The sequence below is a fragment of the Streptomyces spororaveus genome (assembly GCF_016755875.1).
In the GTDB taxonomy this organism is placed as follows: domain Bacteria; phylum Actinomycetota; class Actinomycetes; order Streptomycetales; family Streptomycetaceae; genus Streptomyces; species Streptomyces spororaveus.
The window spans coordinates 5,525,290-5,544,248 of the sequence record NZ_BNED01000005.1; the positions used below are offsets into that span (position 1 = coordinate 5,525,290).

General features: G+C 72.3%; 14 protein-coding genes and 1 pseudogene. 4 read left to right on the top strand and 11 right to left on the bottom strand.

Annotation, left to right across the window (positions count from 1 at the left end; translation table 11 throughout):
• Nucleotides 1–7: 7 nt before the first annotated feature.
• From Sspor_RS27390 to Sspor_RS27400, 3 genes are all read right to left on the bottom strand, one after another.
• Nucleotides 8–1,759 (bottom strand): glycoside hydrolase family 3 protein, encoded by a 1,752-nt coding sequence (locus Sspor_RS27390; RefSeq protein ID WP_202203896.1) that lies wholly within the window; start codon nt 1,757–1,759, stop codon nt 8–10.
• Between the two features lie 113 nt (nt 1,760–1,872).
• The gene (locus Sspor_RS27395; protein WP_202201495.1) at nt 1,873–2,868 is read right to left on the bottom strand and encodes an AraC family transcriptional regulator; all 996 of its coding nucleotides are present in this window, start codon (nt 2,866–2,868) and stop codon (nt 1,873–1,875) included.
• Nucleotides 2,869–3,140: 272 nt separating this feature from the next.
• A complete protein-coding gene (locus Sspor_RS27400) occupies nt 3,141–4,034 on the bottom strand; it encodes a LysR family transcriptional regulator (RefSeq protein ID WP_202201496.1) in 894 nt (297 codons plus the stop codon).
• A 100-nt stretch (nt 4,035–4,134) separates the two neighbouring features.
• Between Sspor_RS27400 and Sspor_RS27405 the strand changes: the two genes are divergently transcribed.
• A complete protein-coding gene (locus Sspor_RS27405) occupies nt 4,135–5,115 on the top strand; it encodes an EamA family transporter (protein WP_202201497.1) in 981 nt (326 codons plus the stop codon).
• Here the strand turns inward: Sspor_RS27405 and Sspor_RS27410 are convergent.
• Nucleotides 5,021–5,533, bottom strand: a pseudogene (locus tag Sspor_RS27410) (GNAT family N-acetyltransferase); the annotation flags it as partial. The gene Sspor_RS27405 and the pseudogene Sspor_RS27410 overlap by 95 nt on opposite strands.
• 56 nt (nt 5,534–5,589) lie before the next feature.
• Entirely contained in the window at nt 5,590–6,141 is a 552-nt protein-coding gene (locus Sspor_RS27415) for a DUF937 domain-containing protein (RefSeq protein ID WP_202201499.1), read from the bottom strand.
• Between the two features lie 265 nt (nt 6,142–6,406).
• Between Sspor_RS27415 and recD2 the strand changes: the two genes are divergently transcribed.
• Complete coding sequence (recD2, locus tag Sspor_RS27420) at nt 6,407–8,665, top strand: SF1B family DNA helicase RecD2 (RefSeq protein ID WP_202201500.1); 2,259 nt, start codon at nt 6,407–6,409, stop codon at nt 8,663–8,665.
• Between the two features lie 182 nt (nt 8,666–8,847).
• Complete coding sequence (locus tag Sspor_RS27425) at nt 8,848–10,137, top strand: citrate synthase (protein WP_052871576.1); 1,290 nt, start codon at nt 8,848–8,850, stop codon at nt 10,135–10,137.
• 394 nt (nt 10,138–10,531) lie between these two features.
• Here the strand turns inward: Sspor_RS27425 and Sspor_RS27430 are convergent, their stop codons facing one another.
• From Sspor_RS27430 to Sspor_RS27440, 3 genes are all read right to left on the bottom strand, one after another.
• Nucleotides 10,532–12,811: a heavy metal translocating P-type ATPase gene (locus Sspor_RS27430; RefSeq protein WP_202201501.1), complete on the bottom strand. Its 2,280-nt coding sequence runs from the start codon at nt 12,809–12,811 to the stop codon at nt 10,532–10,534.
• 113 nt (nt 12,812–12,924) lie between these two features.
• Nucleotides 12,925–13,158 (bottom strand): heavy-metal-associated domain-containing protein, encoded by a 234-nt coding sequence (locus Sspor_RS27435; protein ID WP_202201502.1) that lies wholly within the window; start codon nt 13,156–13,158, stop codon nt 12,925–12,927.
• Between the two features lie 246 nt (nt 13,159–13,404).
• Complete coding sequence (locus tag Sspor_RS27440) at nt 13,405–14,100, bottom strand: TetR/AcrR family transcriptional regulator (RefSeq protein ID WP_237404047.1); 696 nt, start codon at nt 14,098–14,100, stop codon at nt 13,405–13,407.
• A gap of 146 nt (nt 14,101–14,246) precedes the next feature.
• Here Sspor_RS27440 and Sspor_RS27445 point away from each other — a divergent pair, with 146 nt between their 5' ends.
• Complete coding sequence (locus Sspor_RS27445; RefSeq protein WP_202201504.1) at nt 14,247–16,484, top strand: MMPL family transporter; 2,238 nt, start codon at nt 14,247–14,249, stop codon at nt 16,482–16,484.
• Between the two features lie 84 nt (nt 16,485–16,568).
• Here the strand turns inward: Sspor_RS27445 and Sspor_RS27450 are convergent, their stop codons facing one another.
• From Sspor_RS27450 to Sspor_RS27460, 3 genes are all read right to left on the bottom strand, one after another.
• Nucleotides 16,569–16,769, bottom strand: a complete 201-nt coding sequence (locus tag Sspor_RS27450) for a helix-turn-helix transcriptional regulator (protein WP_030384769.1) — start codon at nt 16,767–16,769, stop codon at nt 16,569–16,571.
• Nucleotides 16,770–17,003: 234 nt separating this feature from the next.
• The gene (locus Sspor_RS27455) at nt 17,004–18,014 is read right to left on the bottom strand and encodes a Gfo/Idh/MocA family protein (RefSeq protein WP_202201505.1); all 1,011 of its coding nucleotides are present in this window, start codon (nt 18,012–18,014) and stop codon (nt 17,004–17,006) included.
• 26 nt (nt 18,015–18,040) lie between these two features.
• Nucleotides 18,041–18,955 carry a sugar phosphate isomerase/epimerase family protein gene (locus tag Sspor_RS27460; RefSeq protein WP_202201506.1) on the bottom strand — a complete coding sequence of 305 codons (915 nt, stop codon included), beginning with the start codon at nt 18,953–18,955 and terminating at the stop codon, nt 18,041–18,043.
• Nucleotides 18,956–18,959: the final 4 nt, after the last annotated feature.

Below are 18,959 nucleotides of genomic sequence, written 5' to 3' on the forward strand. Positions count from 1 at the left end.
TGAGGGATCAGCGCGTCAGCCCGTGGCCCAGCGGGTAGCGGCCCGGGACCGGCACGGGGAGCCGGCCGGCGGGCCGCAGCGCCCCGGTGAGCACCCGGGCCGCCGCCCGCATCTCCACGTCCGTCCAGGAGTACGTCGCCAGCTCCGCCGCACAGGCCGGCAGCCGGGCCGGGTCGTACGGGTTGCGGACCGCCAGCGTGACGACCGGGACGCCGGACGCGATCAGGTCCGCCACCAGCGTGCGCTGCGGACTCTCGCCCTCCGGGACGTTGTACGTGCACACCAGCACCGCCGCGTGACCCGGCGCGGCGGCCACGGCGCGGGCGGGCGGCACCGCCGTGGCCCGGCAGCCCAGGGCGGTCAGCTCCCGGGCCAGTACGGCCGTAGGGGGCCCGGTGGTACCCGTGGGGGAGGCCGGGTCGGCCCCGGTGACCAGCAGACGTGGCCCGGCCGTCGCATCGAACGGCACCAGCCCGCGGGGATCGGCCAGCAGGGTCGTCGTGGCGCCCGCGATCGCGTCGGCGGCGTCGAGATGCTCCTGCGCGCCCACCACGGCGTCCACGTCCCGGCCCGTGGTGTACGCCTCGTCGAACAGCCCCCGGCGGGTCTTCAGTTCCAGGATCCGCAGTACCGATTCCTCGATGCGCGCCTCCGTCAGCTCGCCCGACTCGACGGCCGCCCTCACGCTGCGCTGCGCGAGCGCCAGGTCCGGCGCGTTCAGCAACTGGTCGCAGCCGGCCAGCAGGGCCAGGACCGGCACGCGGTCGTCCCCGTACTTCTGGCGGACCCCGGCCATGTCCAGGGCGTCGGTGACCACCACACCCGTGAAGCCGAGGCGTTCGCGCAGCAGCCCGGTGACGATCGGCCGGGAGAGGGTCGCCGGGTCCCCCGAGGGATCGAGCGCGGGGAAGACGATGTGCGCCGTCATGATGGCGTCCACGCCCGCCTCCACCGCGGCCCGGAACGGCGGCTCGTCCAGCTCCTCCCAGGCGGCCCGGGTGTGCCGCATCACCGGCAGCCCGACATGGCTGTCGGTCTCGGTGTCCCCGTGGCCGGGGAAGTGCTTGGCGGTGGCCGCGACCCCGGCCCCCTGGTAGCCGCGGACCTGGGCGGCCACCAGCTCCGCCACGGCCCGCGGGTCCGAGCCGAAGGACCGTACGCCGATCACCGGATTGGCCGGGTTGACGTTCACGTCGGCCACCGGCGCGTAGTCCTGCCGGATCCCCAGGGCGGCCAGTTCGGAGCCCGCGATGCGGGCCGCCCGCCGGGCGTGGGCGGTGGAGCCGGCCGCACCGAGGGCCATCGCCCCCGGGAGCAGGGTCGCGGGCTTGCCGATCCGGGCGACGGCGCCGTGCTCCTGGTCGGTGGAGAGCAGCAGGGGGATCCGGGCACCGGTGGTGAGGGCGGCCTGCTGGAGACCGACCGAGAGCGCGGCGATCTGCTGAGGGGCTCGGGTGTTGTGGGCCCAGGCGAAGTAGATGATCCCGCCGAGGTGGTGGCGGGAGACCACCTCGGCGGCGGTGCGCACCCCGAACGCCGCCAGGTTCTGCTCGGCGTCCGCCGGATCGGGGTCGGTCGCCGAATGCCCGTAGGCCCGTGAGACGAAGAGCTGCCCGATCTTCTCGTCGAGGCTCATCCGGTCCAGGAGGGCGCGCAGCGCGCCCCGGCCGGGACGGCGCCCGGGGGGCCGTGCGTCGTCGGGGACGTGGTGGGGGTCCACCGCGGCGGAAGCCGCCCCGGCGGCCGTGACGGCGACCATGGCGGCCGCGGCGAGCAGATTCCGGCGCGAGGCGTGGTACGACACGCGCCGGACCCTACCGGTGCTGTTCGCGCCGGGCCGGGCGTGTCGCTGCGTGTCGCCCCTCCGGGGGCCTAGGCGTCCGCCCCGGCCAGGTCTTCCGCCCGGGCCTGCCCGCGGAAGGCCGCGGGCGGCAGGCCGTAGGCCTCGCGGAACGCCCGGCTGAACGCGGACGCGTGCCGGAAGCCCCGCCGAGCGCCGATGACGTGCACGGGCACCTCCTGGTGCAGCGGGTCCGCCAGGTCCTGGCGTGCCCCCGCGAGCCGCCGGCCCTGAAGGAAGGCCGCGACCGTGACCCCGTCCCCCTCCTGCTGGAACACCCGGTGGAGATAGCTGACGGAGATGTGGTGGGCGGCGGCGATCGCGGGGACGTCCAGCAGCGGATCGTCGGCGTTGTCCCGGATGAAGGCCTTCACGCGGAGCGCCAGGGCGCGCCGGTGCGTCTCCGGGGTCAAGGACCGGTCCGCTTCGAGGACGCCGGCGAAGAGCGAGGCGACGAGATCGGCCAGTACGCCGCTCAGGCGCGGGCCCTCGGCCGGCCGGTAGGACCGGCTGTCCTTGGTCACCTGGCCGAGGAAGGTGGCCAGCAGGGCCCCCATTCCCTCCCGGGCCGAGATGCGCCTTCCGATGACCCGGCCGGCGGTGTGCGGGGGCAGCGGCAGCAGCGCCTTGGGGACCTCGACCCCGATGATCTCGACGGAATGCGGGCCGGAACTGATCTCGAACGGCCGCGACGTGTCACTGGTGTGGATGTCGAACACACCGTGCACCACGGTGTCCTTGCCCAGCGTCACCGCTCCCGCCCCGCGTTTGATCAGCGAGAGGTGGAACGCCTCGGGGTCCGACCTCGCTATCAGCTTCGGTGTGCGCTTGAAGGTCAGGGGACGGCATTCCATCGGATAGACCGCGATCCCGCCGAGCGAGAGGACGCGCTGGTTCACCCAGAAGTCGGCGGCGTACTCACTGCGCATCTCCATGGGCGCATGCGTCTCCGACATCAGAGCCCGCCAGCTCTCGAAACGGTCGGCGGGCGCTAGTTCCGCGCTGCGGAACGTTCTCTCGGGCAGCATGATCACGGGTTTACACCGGCCGTCGCGGCCCGCGCAACAAGTGCCGGCCCCGGGGCGCGGGCGGCGGGGCGACTCTCCGTCAAGACACTGTGCACGCCAGGCCAATGCGCGGTGCTCCGGGGCTTGGCAGAGTGGGCGCCGAAGGGTCGGTGAGGGGCCGGGAAACCGGAGCCCCCGCCGACGACCGGGGGCCTCTCGCGGGCCCGGCACTGAGCTGACGCCGCCCGAGGACGGGGGTTTCGGGCGGCGTCAGCTCAGTGCCGGGACACCCCCTAAGCCCAGTGCTCCTGGAGGCTCCGCACGGCCTCGGTGATCGCGGGACGCCGGGCGGCCCCGGTCCGCCACAGGGCGTACAACCGGCGTACGGGGCCCGGCTCCAGCGGCACGGCCACGGCCCCCGGCGGCAGCGCGCCGGTGCCCAGCCGTGGTACGACGGCCACCCCGAGCCCGGCCGCCACCAGGGCGACGATGGTGTGGTTCTCCTCGGCGACATGCGCGATGTCGGGCTCGAACCCGGCGGTGCGCAGGGTGCGTACCAGCCAGTCGTGGCAGACCCGGCCGGGCGGCTGGCAGACCCAGCGCTCGCCTCCGAGGTCGGAGCGCCGGATGGCCCGGCGCGTGGTGAAGGGATGCCCGGCCGGCACGACCAGGTCGCAGAGGTCGTCCCCGATCACCGCCTGCTCGATGCCCTCGGGCGCGGGCAGCGGGGCGATGTCCCAGTCGTGGGCCACCGCCAGGTCGGTGACGCCCCGGGCCACCAGCTCCACGGACAGGTGCGGGTCCACCTCCGTGAGCCGGACGTCCAGCGCCGGATGCCGGCGGGCCAGATCGGCCAGTACCTGCGGTAGCAGCCCGCGCGCCGCCGAGGCGAAGGCAGCCACCGTCAGCAGCCCGCCGGGCTGCCCGCGCCGCTCCTCCAGGGTGGTCTCGGTGCGCTCCACGATCGCGAGCAACTCCTGGGCGGCTTCGGCCAGATGGCGAGCCTCCTCAGTGAGCGCGACCCCGCGCCCGCGCCGCTCCAGCAGGGTGGTGCGGGTCTCCCGTTCCAGCTTGGAGATCTGCTGGGAGACCGCCGAGGGGGTGTAGCCGAGGGCGGCCGCCGCGCCGGCGACCGAGCCGTGGACGGAGACGGCGTGCAGGGCGCGCAGCCGGGCGAGATCGAGCATGTCTCCATGGTGGCACCGCGGGTATGCGTAAGCAACGCTTCATCCATCCCGGAAGACATCCGAGCTGGTGCTACATGGTCCGGTGGTCGATGCTCACAGCATGCGCCCCGTTCACACCGCCCTCGCCGTGCTCGTCGCAGCCGTCTGGGGCTTCAACTTCGTGGTCATCGAGATCGGCCTCGACCACTTCCCGCCCCTGCTCCTGTCCGCCCTGCGCTTCCTCGTCGCCGCCCTGCCCGCCGTGTTCTTCGTCGGGCGGCCCAAGGCCGCCTGGAAGTGGATCATCGGTGTCGGGATCGCCCTCGGCGTCGCCAAGTTCGGCCTGCTCTTCACCGGCATGGACGCCGGCATGCCGGCCGGGCTGTCCTCGCTGGTCCTCCAGATCCAGTCCGTCTTCACCGCCGTCCTGGCCGCCGTCGTACTGCGCGAGCGGCCCGGCCGGGTCCGGGTGCTGGGGATGGCCGTCGCGCTCGCCGGGATCGCGGTCGCCGCGGTGGACGGCGGAACCTCGGGGCCGGTGCTCGGCTTCACGCTGGTCGTGGCGGCCGCCGCCTGCTGGGGCGTGTCCAACGTCCTGACCCGCAAGGCCGCCCCGCCCGACGCCCTGAACTTCATGGTGTGGGTGTGCACGGTCCCGGTCCTGCCGCTGCTCGCGCTCTCGCTCCTGCTGGAGGGGCCCGAGCGGGACCTGGCCGCGCTGCGGGCCCTGGACTGGTCCGGGGCCGCCGTCATCGGCTACGTGGCCTGGGTGTCCACCGTCTTCGGCTTCGCCGCCTGGAGCTACCTGCTGCGCCGCTACCCGGCCTCCGCGGTGGCCCCGTTCTCGCTGCTGGTCCCGGTCTTCGGGATGTCCTCCGCGGCCCTGGTCCTCGGGGAGTCCGTCTCGGGGCTGCGCTGGCTGGCGGCCGTACTGCTGGTGGGCGGGGTGGCGCTCACCTCGCTGGCCCCCGCGCGCGCCGTGAACCGTACGGGGGTCGGTTCGGGCGTCAGCGCGGGGAGCCCTCCCGCAGCGGCAGCCGCCAGTCCTGTCCCGTCAGGCTCACCCCGTACGAGCGGTGCGGCCGCTCCGCGATCAGGGTGAACCCGGCCTTCAGGTAGAGCGCGCGGGCGTCGGCCAGGACGTCGTTGGTCCACAGCACCAGCTCGCGGTAGCCGACCGAGCGGGCGAAGGCCACGACGGTGTCGACCAGCAGGGTGCCGACGCCGTGGCCGCGGCCCTGCGGGTCGACCAGGAGCAGCCGCAGCCGGGCGGTGCCGGGCGCGCCCTCCTCCCGTACGCACATCACCGAGCCGACGGGCCGGCCGTCCAGCTCGGCGATCCACACGCGTTCGAGGTGGGGGTCGTGGTCCTGGGCGAAGTCCGCGACGATCCGGGCGACCAGGCCCTCGAAGTCGCTGTTCCAGCCGTACTCGGCGGCGTACAGCGCGCCGTGGCGCTGCACGATCCAGCCCAGGTCCCCCGGTTCCGGGTCGCGCAGCCGCACGCTCTCAGCCATGGGGCAACTCTAGGGGGAGGCTGTGGTGCGGGGGCCCCGAAGTGGCCATTTCCCGCCGTCTACTTCTTGCCACCGCCGAGGATCTCGCCGAGCAGGTCGCCGAGGCCGCCGCCCGCGGCGGGGGCCGCCCCGGGAGCGCCGGGGGCGCCCGCGGAGGGCGCGCCGGCCGACCGGCCGCCCGGGGCCCTGCCGGAGGCGCGCCTGGCGAGGACCGCCAGGATGACCGGGATCAGCATCTCGATGACCCGGCTGATCGTGGCCGCGGGGATGCCGGTCCGCTTCGAGACGGCGGCGGCCACTGGCTTGCTCACCTTGGCCAGCACCCCGGCCATCATTCCGCCGCTGAGCAGGCCGCCGAGGCCGCCGAAGGTGGCGACGCCCTCCAGCGGCGGCTCGGCCTCGGCCACCTCGGCGAGGGCCTGGCGCGCCTCCGCGCCGTCGGCGTCGTCCGCGTCGACCCGCTGGGTGAGGTCGCCGGCCATGACGCCGAGCGTCTCCGCGACGGTCTCCCGGGCGCCGGAGGTGTCCGTGCCGAGCAGGCCCGCGATCTCGGTCAGCCGGTCGTCGCCCAGTTCGCCCAGCACGTCGTCCTGGAATGAAGATTCGCTCATGCCGGAAACGCTACTTCTGTGCCGATTCACCGGCACCTTGAGTAGGCGTTTGGTAACGGAAACGCAAAGCTGTGGTTCCGGATGCAACCCTGCGGGCGCATCGCGGGTCGTATGGTGCGTCGGTGCTTCCGGGGAGGGATCTGGGGGGATCGGGAAGTCCGGCACGGGAGGGGTAACCGTGAGGGGGTCCGGCCGAGAGGCGGGACCCCCTTTGCGTTGTCCACAGGACCGGCGCACTGTCGGCGCCGCCCGGTAGTTTCGGGGCATGGCAGCAGCAGAGGGGGCGCCGCGGGCGGTGCAACTGGCGGTGGTCGACGGCGTGCTCGAACGCATCACCTACGCCAACGAGGAAAGCGGGTACACGGTCGCCCGTGTGGACACCGGCCGCGGCAGCGGCGACCTGCTGACGGTGGTCGGCGCGCTGCTGGGCGCGCAGCCCGGCGAGTCCCTGCGCATGGAGGGCCGCTGGGGCTCCCACCCGCAGTACGGCAAGCAGTTCACCGTGGAGAACTACCGGACCGTGCTCCCGGCGACCATCCAGGGCATCCGCCGCTACCTCGGCTCCGGCCTGATCAAGGGCATCGGCCCGAAGATCGCCGACCGGATCGTGGAGCACTTCGGCACCGACACCCTCGACGTGATCGAGGCCGAGCCGAAGCGGCTGATCGAGGTACCCGGGCTCGGCCCCAAGCGGACGAAGCTGATCGGCGCCGCCTGGGAGGAGCAGAAGGCCATCAAGGAGGTGATGGTCTTCCTGCAGGGCGTCGGCGTCTCCACCTCCATCGCCGTGCGCATCTACAAGAAGTACGCCGACGCCTCCATCTCCGTGGTGAAGAACCAGCCCTACCGGCTCGCCGCCGACGTGTGGGGCATCGGCTTCCTCACCGCCGACCGCATCGCGCAGGCCGTCGGCATCCCGCACGACAGCCCCGAGCGGGTGAAGGCCGGACTCCAGTACGCCCTGTCCCAGTCCACCGACCAGGGGCACTGCTTCCTGCCCGAGGACCGGCTCATCGCCGACGGGGTCAAGCTGCTCCAGGTGGACACGGGGCTGGTGATCGACTGCCTGGCCGAGCTCGCCGCCGACCCGGAAGGGGTCGTACGGGAGCCCGTACCGGATCCGCAGGGCGGGCCCGACCCGCTGACCGCCGTGTACCTGGTGCCCTTCCACCGGGCCGAGCTGTCCCTGGTGGGGCAGGTACGCCGGCTGCTGCACGCCGAGGACGACCGGATGCCGGGGTTCCAGGACGTGGACTGGGACAAGGCCCTGGGCTGGCTCGCCGGGCGGACGGGGGCCACGCTCGCCCCCGAGCAGCGGGACGCGGTCAAGCTGGCGCTGACCCGCCGGGTCGCCGTCCTCACGGGCGGGCCGGGCTGCGGCAAGTCCTTCACCGTGCGCTCCATCGTGGAGCTGGCCCGGGCGAGGAAGGCCAAGGTGGTGCTGGCCGCGCCCACCGGCCGGGCGGCGAAGAGGCTGGCCGAGCTCACCGGGGCCGAGGCCTCCACGGTGCACCGGCTGCTGGAGCTCAAGCCGGGCGGGGACGCGGCGTACGACCGGGAGCGGCCGCTGGACGCGGACCTGGTCGTGGTCGACGAGGCCTCGATGCTGGACCTGCTGCTGGCCAACAAGCTGGTCAAGGCGGTGGCGCCGGGGGCGCACCTGCTGCTGGTCGGCGATGTGGACCAGCTGCCGTCGGTCGGCGCCGGGGAGGTGCTGCGGGACCTGCTGGCCGAGGGCGGCCCGGTGCCCGCGGTGCGCCTGACCCGGATCTTCCGGCAGGCCCAGCAGTCCGGCGTGGTCACCAACGCCCACCGGATCAACACCGGGTTGCCGCCGATCACGGACGGCCTGCCGGACTTCTTCCTCTTCCCGGAGGAGGACACCGAGGCGGCCGGGGTGCTGGCCGTGGACGTGGCGGCCCGGCGGATTCCGGCCAGATTCGGGCTCGACCCGCGGCGGGACGTCCAGGTGCTCGCCCCGATGCACCGGGGCCCGGCCGGCGCCGGGAACCTGAACGGGCTGCTCCAGCAGGCGATGACACCGGCCCGGCCGAACCTGCCGGAGAAGAGGTTCGGCGGCCGGGTCTTCCGGGTGGGCGACAAGGTGACCCAGATCCGGAACAACTACGAGAAGGGCGCCAACGGCGTCTTCAACGGCACGGTCGGCGTGGTCACCGGCCTGGACGTGGACGAACAGCGCCTGACGGTACGGACGGAGGAGGATGAGGAGATCGTGTACGAGTTCGGTGAGCTCGACGAGCTGGCGCACGCGTACGCCGTCACCATTCACCGTTCACAGGGGAGTGAATATCCGGCGGTGGTGATCCCCGTCACCACCGGGGCCTGGATGATGCTCCAGCGGAACTTGCTCTACACGGCGGTCACCAGGGCGAAGAAACTGGTCGTCCTCGTCGGGTCCCGCAAGGCCCTCGGCCAGGCGGTGCGTACCGTTTCCGCAGGCAGGAGGTACACGGCGGTCGCTGCCAGGCTGTCCGGCCGGATACCGGTGGGAAACATCACCTAGATGATCGATCATTTGGGGTTCCGGCACCGGTGTGGAGGGGGCAGGATGAGTAGCTTGACGGCACTGAGTGCCGTCGAAAGCACCAAACGCCGACCCCGAGTGCACTCTCCTGCGCCAAATGGGGGAAGGTAGAGGCAGTCAGGGCACCTCGAAGAAGAGGCACTACGTCGGTGAGGGATGACGTGAGCGACAACTCTGTAGTACTCCGGTACGCGGACGGTGAATACACCTACCCGGTGGTCGAAAGCACCGTCGGTGACCAGGGCTTCGACATCTCGAAGCTGCGGGCCCAGACCGGGCTCGTCACCTTGGACAGTGGGTACGGCAACACCGCGGCCTACAAGTCCGCGATCACCTACCTCGACGGTGAGCAGGGCATCCTGCGTTACCGCGGCTACCCGATCGAGCAGCTCGCCGAGCGTTCGACCTTCATCGAGGTCGCGTACCTGCTGATCAACGGCGAGCTGCCGACCGTCGACCAGCTCGCGTCGTTCCGCAACGAGATCACCCAGCACACGCTGCTGCACGAGGACGTGAAGCGCTTCTACGACGGCTTCCCGCGTGACGCGCACCCGATGGCGATGCTGTCCTCCGTGGTCAGCGCGCTGTCGACGTTCTACCAGGACAGCCACAACCCGTTCGACGAGACGCAGCGCAACCTCTCGACGATCCGGCTGCTGGCCAAGCTCCCGACGATCGCGGCCTACGCGTACAAGAAGTCGGTCGGCCACCCGGTGGTCTACCCGCGCAACGACCTCGGCTACGTCGAGAACTTCCTGCGCATGACCTTCTCCGTGCCGGCCCAGGAGTACGACCTGGACCCGGTCGTGGTCTCCGCGCTCGACAAGCTGCTGATCCTGCACGCGGACCACGAGCAGAACTGCTCCACCTCCACCGTGCGTCTGGTCGGCTCCTCGCAGGCGAACATGTTCGCCTCGATCTCCGCCGGCATCTCGGCCCTGTGGGGTCCGCTGCACGGTGGCGCCAACCAGTCCGTTCTGGAGATGCTGGAAGGCATCAAGAACGACGGCGGCGACGTCGACGCCTTCATCCGCAAGGTGAAGAACAAGGAGGACGGCGTCCGCCTCATGGGCTTCGGACACCGTGTCTACAAGAGCTTCGACCCCCGGGCGAAGATCATCAAGGCGGCGGCGCACGACGTCCTCTCGGCGCTCGGCAAGAGCGACGAGCTGCTCGACATCGCGCTCAAGCTGGAAGAGCACGCGCTGGCCGACGACTACTTCGTCGAGCGCAACCTCTACCCGAACGTGGACTTCTACACCGGTCTGATCTACCGGGCGATGGGCTTCCCCACCGAGATGTTCACCGTGCTCTTCGCGCTCGGCCGCCTTCCCGGCTGGATCGCCCAGTGGCACGAGATGATCAAGGAGCCGGGTTCCCGCATCGGTCGCCCGCGCCAGATCTACACCGGCGAGGTCCTGCGCGACTTCGTTCCCGTCGAAGCCCGCTGACCCGAGGCTTTCCTCCGCGCGGCGTGCGGCCGCGCGGAGCGCACCGCAGGCAACCCTGAGCATGCGAGAAGCGCCCCGCCGTCGATCCCCCCACGGGTCGACGGTCGGGGCGCTTCCCTTTTCCCCGAAACGGATTCCCCCCACGGGACCCGAGCCGGGGCGTCGGTGTGCCGGGACCCGTTTCGTTCGGGAGGGCCGCTCAAAGCCTCCCCGCGGGTACGTGTCCCGGCCGGCTGATACCCACGGAAACCTCCCCAGGTCTCCGTGAAACGTCCCCCAAGACGTTCTTGGCATCGCCCCATTAGACCCATGACGACCCCGGATGGTTACGTTGCGGTCACTGTGATCTGCGTCTCCCGTGAAGGAAGTGTGCGGACCGTGGGGAGGAGGGCCACTAGCGGAAGGACCGCAACCGGAGGCTGTTGGTCACCACGAAGACCGAGGAGAAGGCCATCGCGGCCCCCGCGATCATCGGGTTGAGCAGGCCGGCGGCCGCCAGCGGCAGGGCCGCCACGTTGTAGCCGAAGGCCCAGAACAGGTTGCCCTTGATCGTGGCCAGGGTCCGGCGCGAGAGCCGGATCGCGTCCGCCGCGACCCGCAGGTCGCCCCGTACCAGGGTCAGGTCGCCCGCCTCGATGGCCGCGTCCGTGCCGGTGCCCATGGCCAGCCCCAGGTCGGCCTGGGCCAGTGCGGCCGCGTCGTTGACGCCGTCGCCGACCATCGCGACCGTGCGGCCCTCGGCCTGCAGGCGGCGTACGACGTCCACCTTGTCCTGCGGGAGGACCTCGGAGATCACCTCGTCGATGCCCACCTCGCGGGCCACCGTCTCGGCGACGGCCTTGTTGTCGCCGGTCAGCAGGACCGGGGTCAGGCCCAGCGCCCGCAGTCGGGCGACCGCCTCGGCGCTGGTCTCCTTGACCGCGTCGGCCACGGTCAGGACCCCGCGCGCCGCGCCGTCCCAGGCCACCAGGACGGCGGTGCCGCCCGCGGCCTCGGCGGCCGCCTTGGCCTCGGCCAGCCCGGCCGGCAGCTCGATGGACCAGTCGGCCAGCAGCCGCTCGCGGCCCACCAGGACGGCGTGTCCGTCGACGACGCCCCGGACGCCGAGCCCGGCGACGTTCTCGAAGGACTCCGGGACGGGCAGGGAGCCGGCCCGCTCCGCCGCCCCGGTGGCGACGGCCCGGGCGATCGGGTGCTCCGAAGCGTGCTCCAGGGACCCGGCGAGGCGCAGGAGTTCGCTCTCGTCGACGCCTGCGGCGGTGAAGACGCCGTCGAGGGTCATCCGGCCGGTGGTGACGGTGCCGGTCTTGTCCAGGACGACGGTGTCCACACGGCGGGTGGACTCCAGGACCTCGGGGCCCTTGATGAGGATGCCGAGCTGCGCGCCCCGCCCGGTGCCGACCATCAGCGCGGTCGGGGTGGCCAGGCCCAGGGCGCAGGGGCAGGCGATGATCAGGACGGCCACGGCGGCGGTGAAGGCGGCGGCGGGGTCGCCGGTGATCAGCATCCAGGTGATCCAGGTGCCCACGGCCAGCACCAGGACGACGGGTACGAAGATCCCGGAGATCTGGTCGGCGAGGCGCTGCACCTCGGCCTTGCCGTTCTGCGCGTCCTCCACCATCTTCGCCATGCGGGCGAGCTGGGTGTCGGCGCCGATCCGGGTGGCCTCGACGACCAGGCGGCCGGAGGCGTTGACGGTGGCTCCGGTGACCGAGTCGCCCACGGCGACGTCGACCGGGACGGACTCGCCGGTCAGCATGGAGGCGTCCACGGCGGAACTGCCCTCGACGACGGTGCCGTCGGTGGCGATCTTCTCACCGGGCCGGACGACGAACCGGTCGCCGACCGCGAGCGTGCTCACCGGGATCCTCACCTCCTGGCCCGCGCGCAGGACGACGACGTCCTTGGCGCCCAGCTCCAGCAGGGCTTTGAGGGCCGCGCCCGCCTTCCGCTTGGAGCGGGCCTCCAGGTAGCGGCCCAGGAGGATGAAGGAGACGACGCCGGCCGCGACCTCCAGGTAGAGGGCCGAGGAGCCGTCCGTACGGGAGACGCTGAGGTCGAAGCCGTGCCGCATGCCGGGCATGCCCGCGTGCCCGAAGAACAGGGCCCACAGCGACCACGTGAAGGCGGCCAGCGTGCCGACGGAGACCAGGGTGTCCATGGTGGCGGCGCCGTGCCGGGCGCTGGTCCAGGCGGCCTTGTGGAAGGGGAACCCGCCCCAGACGACGACGGGGGCCGCGAGGGTGAGGGAGAGCCACTGCCAGTTGTCGAACTGGAGGGACGGGATCATCGCGAGCAGGACCACGGGCAGGGCGAGCGCGGCGGAGATCAGCAGGCGCTGCCTCAGCGCGGCGAGCACCGGGTCGGGGGCCTCGGTCCGTACCTCGTCGCCGTCTTCGCCCTCTTGGGGGGAGACGGCGGGTTCCGGGGCGGGCGGCGGGGGCTCCTCGGCGGTGTAGCCGGTCCTGACGACGGTCGCGATCAGGTCGGCGACCTGTACGTCACCGGTGTAGGAGACGCGGGCCTTCTCGGTGGCGTAGTTCACCGAGGCTTCGACGCCGTCCATCCGGTTGAGCTTCTTCTCGATGCGGGCGGCGCAGGAGGCGCAGGTCATCCCGCCGATCGAGAGTTCGACCGCCGTTATCGGTCCGTCGTGCACAGTGCTGCTGCTCATGTTCCGGCTCCAGGGGGATGGCCGGGCCGTACGGGACCAGTATGAGCTGGCCGGCACGGCCCGGCAGGGTGCCGCGGGGCTGCCGCGGGTGCCGTGCGGGTGGGGCGCGCCGCTCAGGCCTGTCCGGCGAACTCGTAGCCGGCCTCGTCCACGGCGGCGCGGACGTCCTCGTCCGCGAGCGGGGCGGCGGAGACCACGGTGACCTCGCCGGTCGCGGCGACGGCCTTGACCGTGCTGACGCCCGGGAGGGCGGAGATCTCGGCGGTCACCGCGCCCTCGCAGTGCCCGCAGGTCATGCCGGTCACCCGGTAGACGGTGGTGGTCTGGGTGTCCGTCTCGGCGGTCATGTCGTTCTCCTCTTCAGGGGCGTGTGCCGGTCACCGGGAGGGCGGCCGATGGGCTCCGCCGTCCTCCCGACCCTTCGAGACTATACCCCTAGGGGGTATCAAGGCGAGCGACGGCTCCCACTGTTTCGATCCTGAGGGGAAAACGGGGCGGTGGGGGCGAACTGTATGTAAATGGCCGATACGGATCACCCGATGGGCGCGCGGGGGTGCCGGGGCGGTGCGGGCCGGGCGGGTCGGCCGGGCGGGTCAGTGCGGGGGAGCCGTGGTGATCATCGGCTCCAGGTAGCGCAGCAGGACGGTCTTGAGCTCGGCCGTGTAGGCGGCGCGCTCGTCGCCCTCGTGCGCCAGGATCAGGTCGAGCGACGACTTGAAGATGCCCAGGATCATGTTCGAGGTGTGGGTGATCTCGTGGGCCGCGGCCTGGGGGCAGAAGTCGCGCAGGACGGTCTCGATGCGGGTGAGCAGGCCGGTGTGCAGCTCCTCGTGCTCCTGGGCGATGCCGGGGACGCCGGTGCCGTGCATGAGGGCCCAGAAGGCCGGGTTCTCGCAGTTGAAGGCGATGACCGGGTCGAGGACGGCGTCGAGCAGCTCGGGCAGGGGGCGCTGGAGGTTCTCCGGGCTGAAGGCCTGTCCGTGCGTCTCGTGCGCGCGCTGGAGCAGCTGGCCGCCGAGCTCGATCGCGATGGCCTCCTTGTTGGGGAAGTACTGGTAGAGGGTGCCCGGCGACACGCCCGCCTCGCGGGCGATGGCGTTGGTGCTGGCCGAGGCGTAGCCGGTACGGCAGAACACCCCGGCGGCGGCCGCCAGTAGCTGGGAGATCCGGCGTTCGCCGCGGGCCTGGCGGCGGCGCGGAGGGGCGGCGGTGCCGGTGTCGGCGGCGGTGGTCGTGGCCGTTGCTGCGGCGGCAGGGCTCTTGGTCCCTTTTTCGGAGTTTTTGCCCATGCGTGTCCCCGGCATGTCCAATCCCCTGCTTCCCGTGGGTGATTGACAAACACGAGAGATCGCTCGCATTCTTGAGAAACGCGAGCGACTGCTCGTGTTTGCCAGTCTAAGTGGCCTGGCAATCACGGTGAAGGGGACACCGAGTCATGTCCGAAGTCAAGAAACCGCCGTCCTCCGGGACGGACGCGGGGTGGACCCGGTTCGTCACGGCCCGGCCGCGGCTCACGCTGCTGCTCGCCCTGCTGGTCACGGCCCTGGCCGTGGTCGCGGGCGGCGGCGTCGCCGACCGGCTGGGAAGCGGCGGCTGGGAGGACCCGGGCGCCCAGTCCACCTACGCCACGAAGGCCCTGGAACGGGAGTTCCCGGACTCCGAGCCCAATCTGCTCCTGCTCGTCGACGCCGGGGAGGGCACCACCGGGGTCGACGACCCCGCCGTCGCCGCCGAGGCCGAGCGGCTCGCCACCGCACTCGCCGCCGAACGGGGGGTCGTCGGCGTCGGCTCGTACTGGCGCACCCGGCAGCCCGCACTGCGTTCCGAGGACGGCCGACAGGCACTCGTCGTCGCCCGCGTCCAGGGCGACGAGAAGACGGCCACCGCGGCCCTGGACCGCATGGCCCCGCACTTCGAGGGCGAGCACGGCCCGGTGCGCGTGTCCCTCGGCGGCCCCGCGGCGGTCCAGCGCGAAGTCACCCGGACCATCCAGGAGGACCTGCTGCGCGCCGAGCTGATCGCCCTGCCGGTCACCCTCGTCCTGCTCGTCCTCGTCTTCGGCAGCGCGGTCGCCGCCCTGCTGCCGCTCGGCGTCGGCATCGTGGCCATCCTCGGCACCAACGCCGTACTGCGCGGACTCACCGAGGTCACCGACGTCTCGGTCTTCGCCCAGAACCTGACCACCGCGCTCGGCCTCGGACTCGCCATCGACTACGCCCTGTTCATCGTCCGCAGGTTCCGCGAGGAACTCGCCGCCGGGCGCGATCCGGTCGCCGCGGTCGGGGCCACCCTGCGCACCGCCGGCCGCACCGTGCTCTTCTCGGCGCTCACCGTCGCCGTCTCGCTCTCCGCGATGCTCTTCTTCCCGATGTACTTCCTGCGCTCCTTCGCCTACGCCGGGGTCGCGGTGGTCCTGCTCGCCGCGGCGGCCGCGCTGATCCTGCTGCCGGCGGCTCTCGTGCTCCTCGGCGAGCGGGTCAACGCCCTCGACCTGCGCCGGCTGTGGCGGCGCGGCCGGCCGGCCGCGGCCCCCGCCGGGCCCGCGGAGACGGGCAGGGGCTGGAGGTGGACGGCCGCCCTCGTGATGCGCCGCGCCCCCGTGTTCGCCATAGCCACCACCGCGGGCCTGCTGCTCCTGGGACTGCCCTTCCTCGGGGTCGAGTTCGGCACGGTCGACGACCGGCAGCTTCCCGAGAACGCCCCGTCCCACGTGGTGCAGGAGCAGATCCGCGACGGCTTCCCGAACAGCCCCGGCGGCGGTCTCACCGTGCTCGCCGAGGGCGCCTCCGGTCCCGCGGACCTCGCGGCCTACCGGGACCGGCTCGCCGCCCTGCCCGGGGTGGTCCGGGTCGACGGGCCGATCGGCTCCCCGACGGGAAGCGCGTACACCTCCTTCTCGGTGTCCGTCGAGGGCGAGGCCGTGGGACAGACGGCCCGGGACCTGGTCGACGACGTCCGCGCCGTGGACGCCGACTTCAAGACCTCGGTGACCGGGCAGGCGGCCGTCCTCGTCGACGCCCAGCAGGCCATCGCCGGCGCACTGCCCGCGGCGGCGGCCCTGGTGGTCCTCGCCACGCTGCTGCTGGTGTTCCTGCTCACCGGGAGCCTGCTGATACCGCTGCAGGCGGTGCTGCTCAATGCCCTCAGCCTGACCGCCATGTTCGGCGCGGTGGTGTGGGTGTTCCAGGACGGCAACCTCTCCGGACTCCTCTCCTTCACCGCCACCGGCGACATAGAGACCACCCTGCCGGTGCTGATGTTCTGCATCGCCTTCGGGCTCTCCATGGACTACGGGGTGTTCCTCATATCCCGTATGAAGGAGGAGTACGACCGGACCGGGGACCACGAGAGCGCCGTGCGGACGGGGCTGGCCCGCACCAGCGGGCTGATCACCGCGGCGGCCGTGATCCTGGCGGTGGTGATGGTGGCCATCGGCACCTCCCGGGTGACCAACACCAAGATGCTGGGACTCGGGATCGCGCTGGCGGTCCTCATGGACGCCATGGTCGTCCGCAGCCTCCTGGTCCCGGCGGTGATGAAGCTGACCGGACGGGCCACCTGGTGGGCCCCCGCCCCGCTGCGCCGCCTGCACGAGCGGTTCGGCCTGAGCGAGGGCGAGTCCGCGCCCCCGGCACAGGAACCGGAACGGATCCCCGTGGCGGTCGGCACCTAGGAGGAGCGGGGAGGGGGGGGCGAGCAGTGGGGTCGGGGCGGGACGGGTGAGGCCGGGAGGGGCACCTCACCCGTCCCCGCGGGGTCAGTCCTCGCGCCGGCCCCGGTTCCCGGGCCGGCGGGCCACCCAGGCGCGCACGGTATCGGCGTACCAGTAGGGTTTGCCGCCCTCCACATGGTCCGGCGCGGGCAGCAACCCGTGCTTGCGGTAGGACCGCACGGTGTCCGGTTGGACCCGGATGTGGGCGGCGATCTCCTTGTACGACCACAGCTGTCGGTCGCTCATGCTGGACACCTCCTCGTCCACGCCGCGGGGGCCGGCCGGGAGGCCGTCGGGGGAGCCGGCGCGTGGACACTGACGATCACTCGGGTTGTGCCCGGGGAACGACGCGGAGTGATCACAGGGGAGGGGCTGTCGACCTCCTGTGACGGAAGACCCGCGTAATGCGGACATGAGTGACAGAAGGGTGATCCCTGTGACAAGAGAGTCACAGGGATACGTGGGGGAACCGGCGTTCCGTCAGCGGTACAGGGCCGGGCGTTCCGTCAGCTCCACCGCGGTCCGTACGCCGCCGCGTGCCGCCGCGAGGCCCGCCTCGGAGACGGCGGCCGCCGCGTAGCCGTCCCACGCGTCGGGCCCCGCCACCCGGCCGCGCCGTGCCGCGGCCACCCAGCTCCGCAGCTGGCGGTCGTAGGCATCGGCGAAGCGCACCGTGAAGTCCTGGTCGATCGCGCCGCCCCACCGGCCCGCCGACTGCACCACCATCGCGTGCCCGTCACCGATCCGGGCACTGCCCGCCTCACCCACCGCCTCGCACTGCACCTGGTAGCCGAAACCGCAGTTGACGAAGATCTCCACGTCGACGACGGCCCCGCCGGAGGTTTCCAGCAGCACCAGCCGGGGATCGCTCAGCCCCTCCGGGGCGGCCGCCGAGGGCCGGGGCGAGAGCACGGTGACCGCGGTGATCTCCTGCCCCAGCAGCCAGCGGGCCGCGTCCACCTCGTGCACCACCGAGTCGCTGATCAGCATGTCGCTCGTGAAGAACGACGGCGAGGAGGCATTGCGGTGCCGGCAGTGCAGGAAGAGCGGACGCCCGATCCCGCCCGCGTCCAGCAGCTCCTTCAGCCGTGTGTACTCGGCGTCGTACCGCCGCATGAACCCCACCTGCACCAGGCGCCGCCCCAGCCGCTGTTCGGCCTCCATGACGCGCAGCGCCCCCGCCGGGTCCGGGGTCAGCGGCTTCTCGCACAGCACCGGCAGCTCCCGCTCCAGGGCGTGCAGGATCGCCTCCTCGTGCGCGGGTCCGGGCGAGGCGATCAGCACGGCCTGGACACCGGGCGCGGCTATGGCGGCCGCCGGGTCCGTGTGCGCCGTCGCCCCGTCCAGGGTGCCCGCGACCTCCTTGACCCGGTCCCCGTCCGGGTCGGCCACGGCCACCACACGGGCCCCGCCCACCGTCCGCCCGATCCGGCGGACGTGGTCGGCGCCCATCTTCCCGGTGCCGATGACGGCGATGCCGAGCGTGCTCATCTCGTACTCCTCTTCCTTCCGAAGGGTCAGCGGGCGCCGCAGGACCGGAGGTAGGCGCGGGTGCGCCGGGCGATCGGCAGCGGACGGTCGGGCGAACAGGGGTACATGTCCTGCTCCACGATGGCGAAGAGGTCCACGTCCAGGCGCTGGGCCGCCGCGAGCACCGGTTCCAGCGCGGGCACCCCCGAGGGCGGTTCGCACATCACCCCGCGGCCCACGGCCGGCCCGAAGGGCAGCTCCTCGGCGAGGACTTCGGCGAGGATCCGCGGATCCACCTGCTTGAGATGGAGGTAGCCGATCCGCTCCCCGAAGGTCTCCACGGCCCGCACGCTGTCCCCGCCGCAGTACGCGTAGTGCCCCGTGTCCAGGCAGAGGGAGACGAGCCCGGGGTCGGTGGCGTCCAGGAAGCGGGCCACGTTCGCGGGGGTGTCGATGTGGGTGTCGGCGTGCGGGTGGACGACGATCCGCAGCCCGTACCGGTCCTGGACCTCCCGGCCGAGGCGCTCGGTCTGCGAGGTCAGTTCACGCCATTGGCCCGGGGTCAGGGTGCGGTCCTCCAGCACGTCCCCGGTCTTGTCGTCCCGCCAGAAGGAGGGGATGACCACGAGATGGGCCGCGCCCATGGCCCGGGTGAGCGCCGCGATCCGCGACACGTGCTCCCAGGTGTCCTCCCACACGGACGGCCCGTGATGGAGTCCGGTGAAGACGGTGCCGGCCGAGACGCGCAGCCCGCGCTTGGCCGTTTCCTCGGCGAGGCGGCCGGGATCGGTGGGCAGATAGCCGTAGGGGCCGAGTTCGATCCACTCGTACCCGGCGTCGGCGACCTCGTCGAGGAAGCGTTCCCACGGGGTCTGCCGGGGATCGTCGGGAAACCAGACACCCCAGGAGTCCGGAGCCGAACCGATGCGGATACGGGTCAACGCGGGCGGGGAGGACGTCATAACG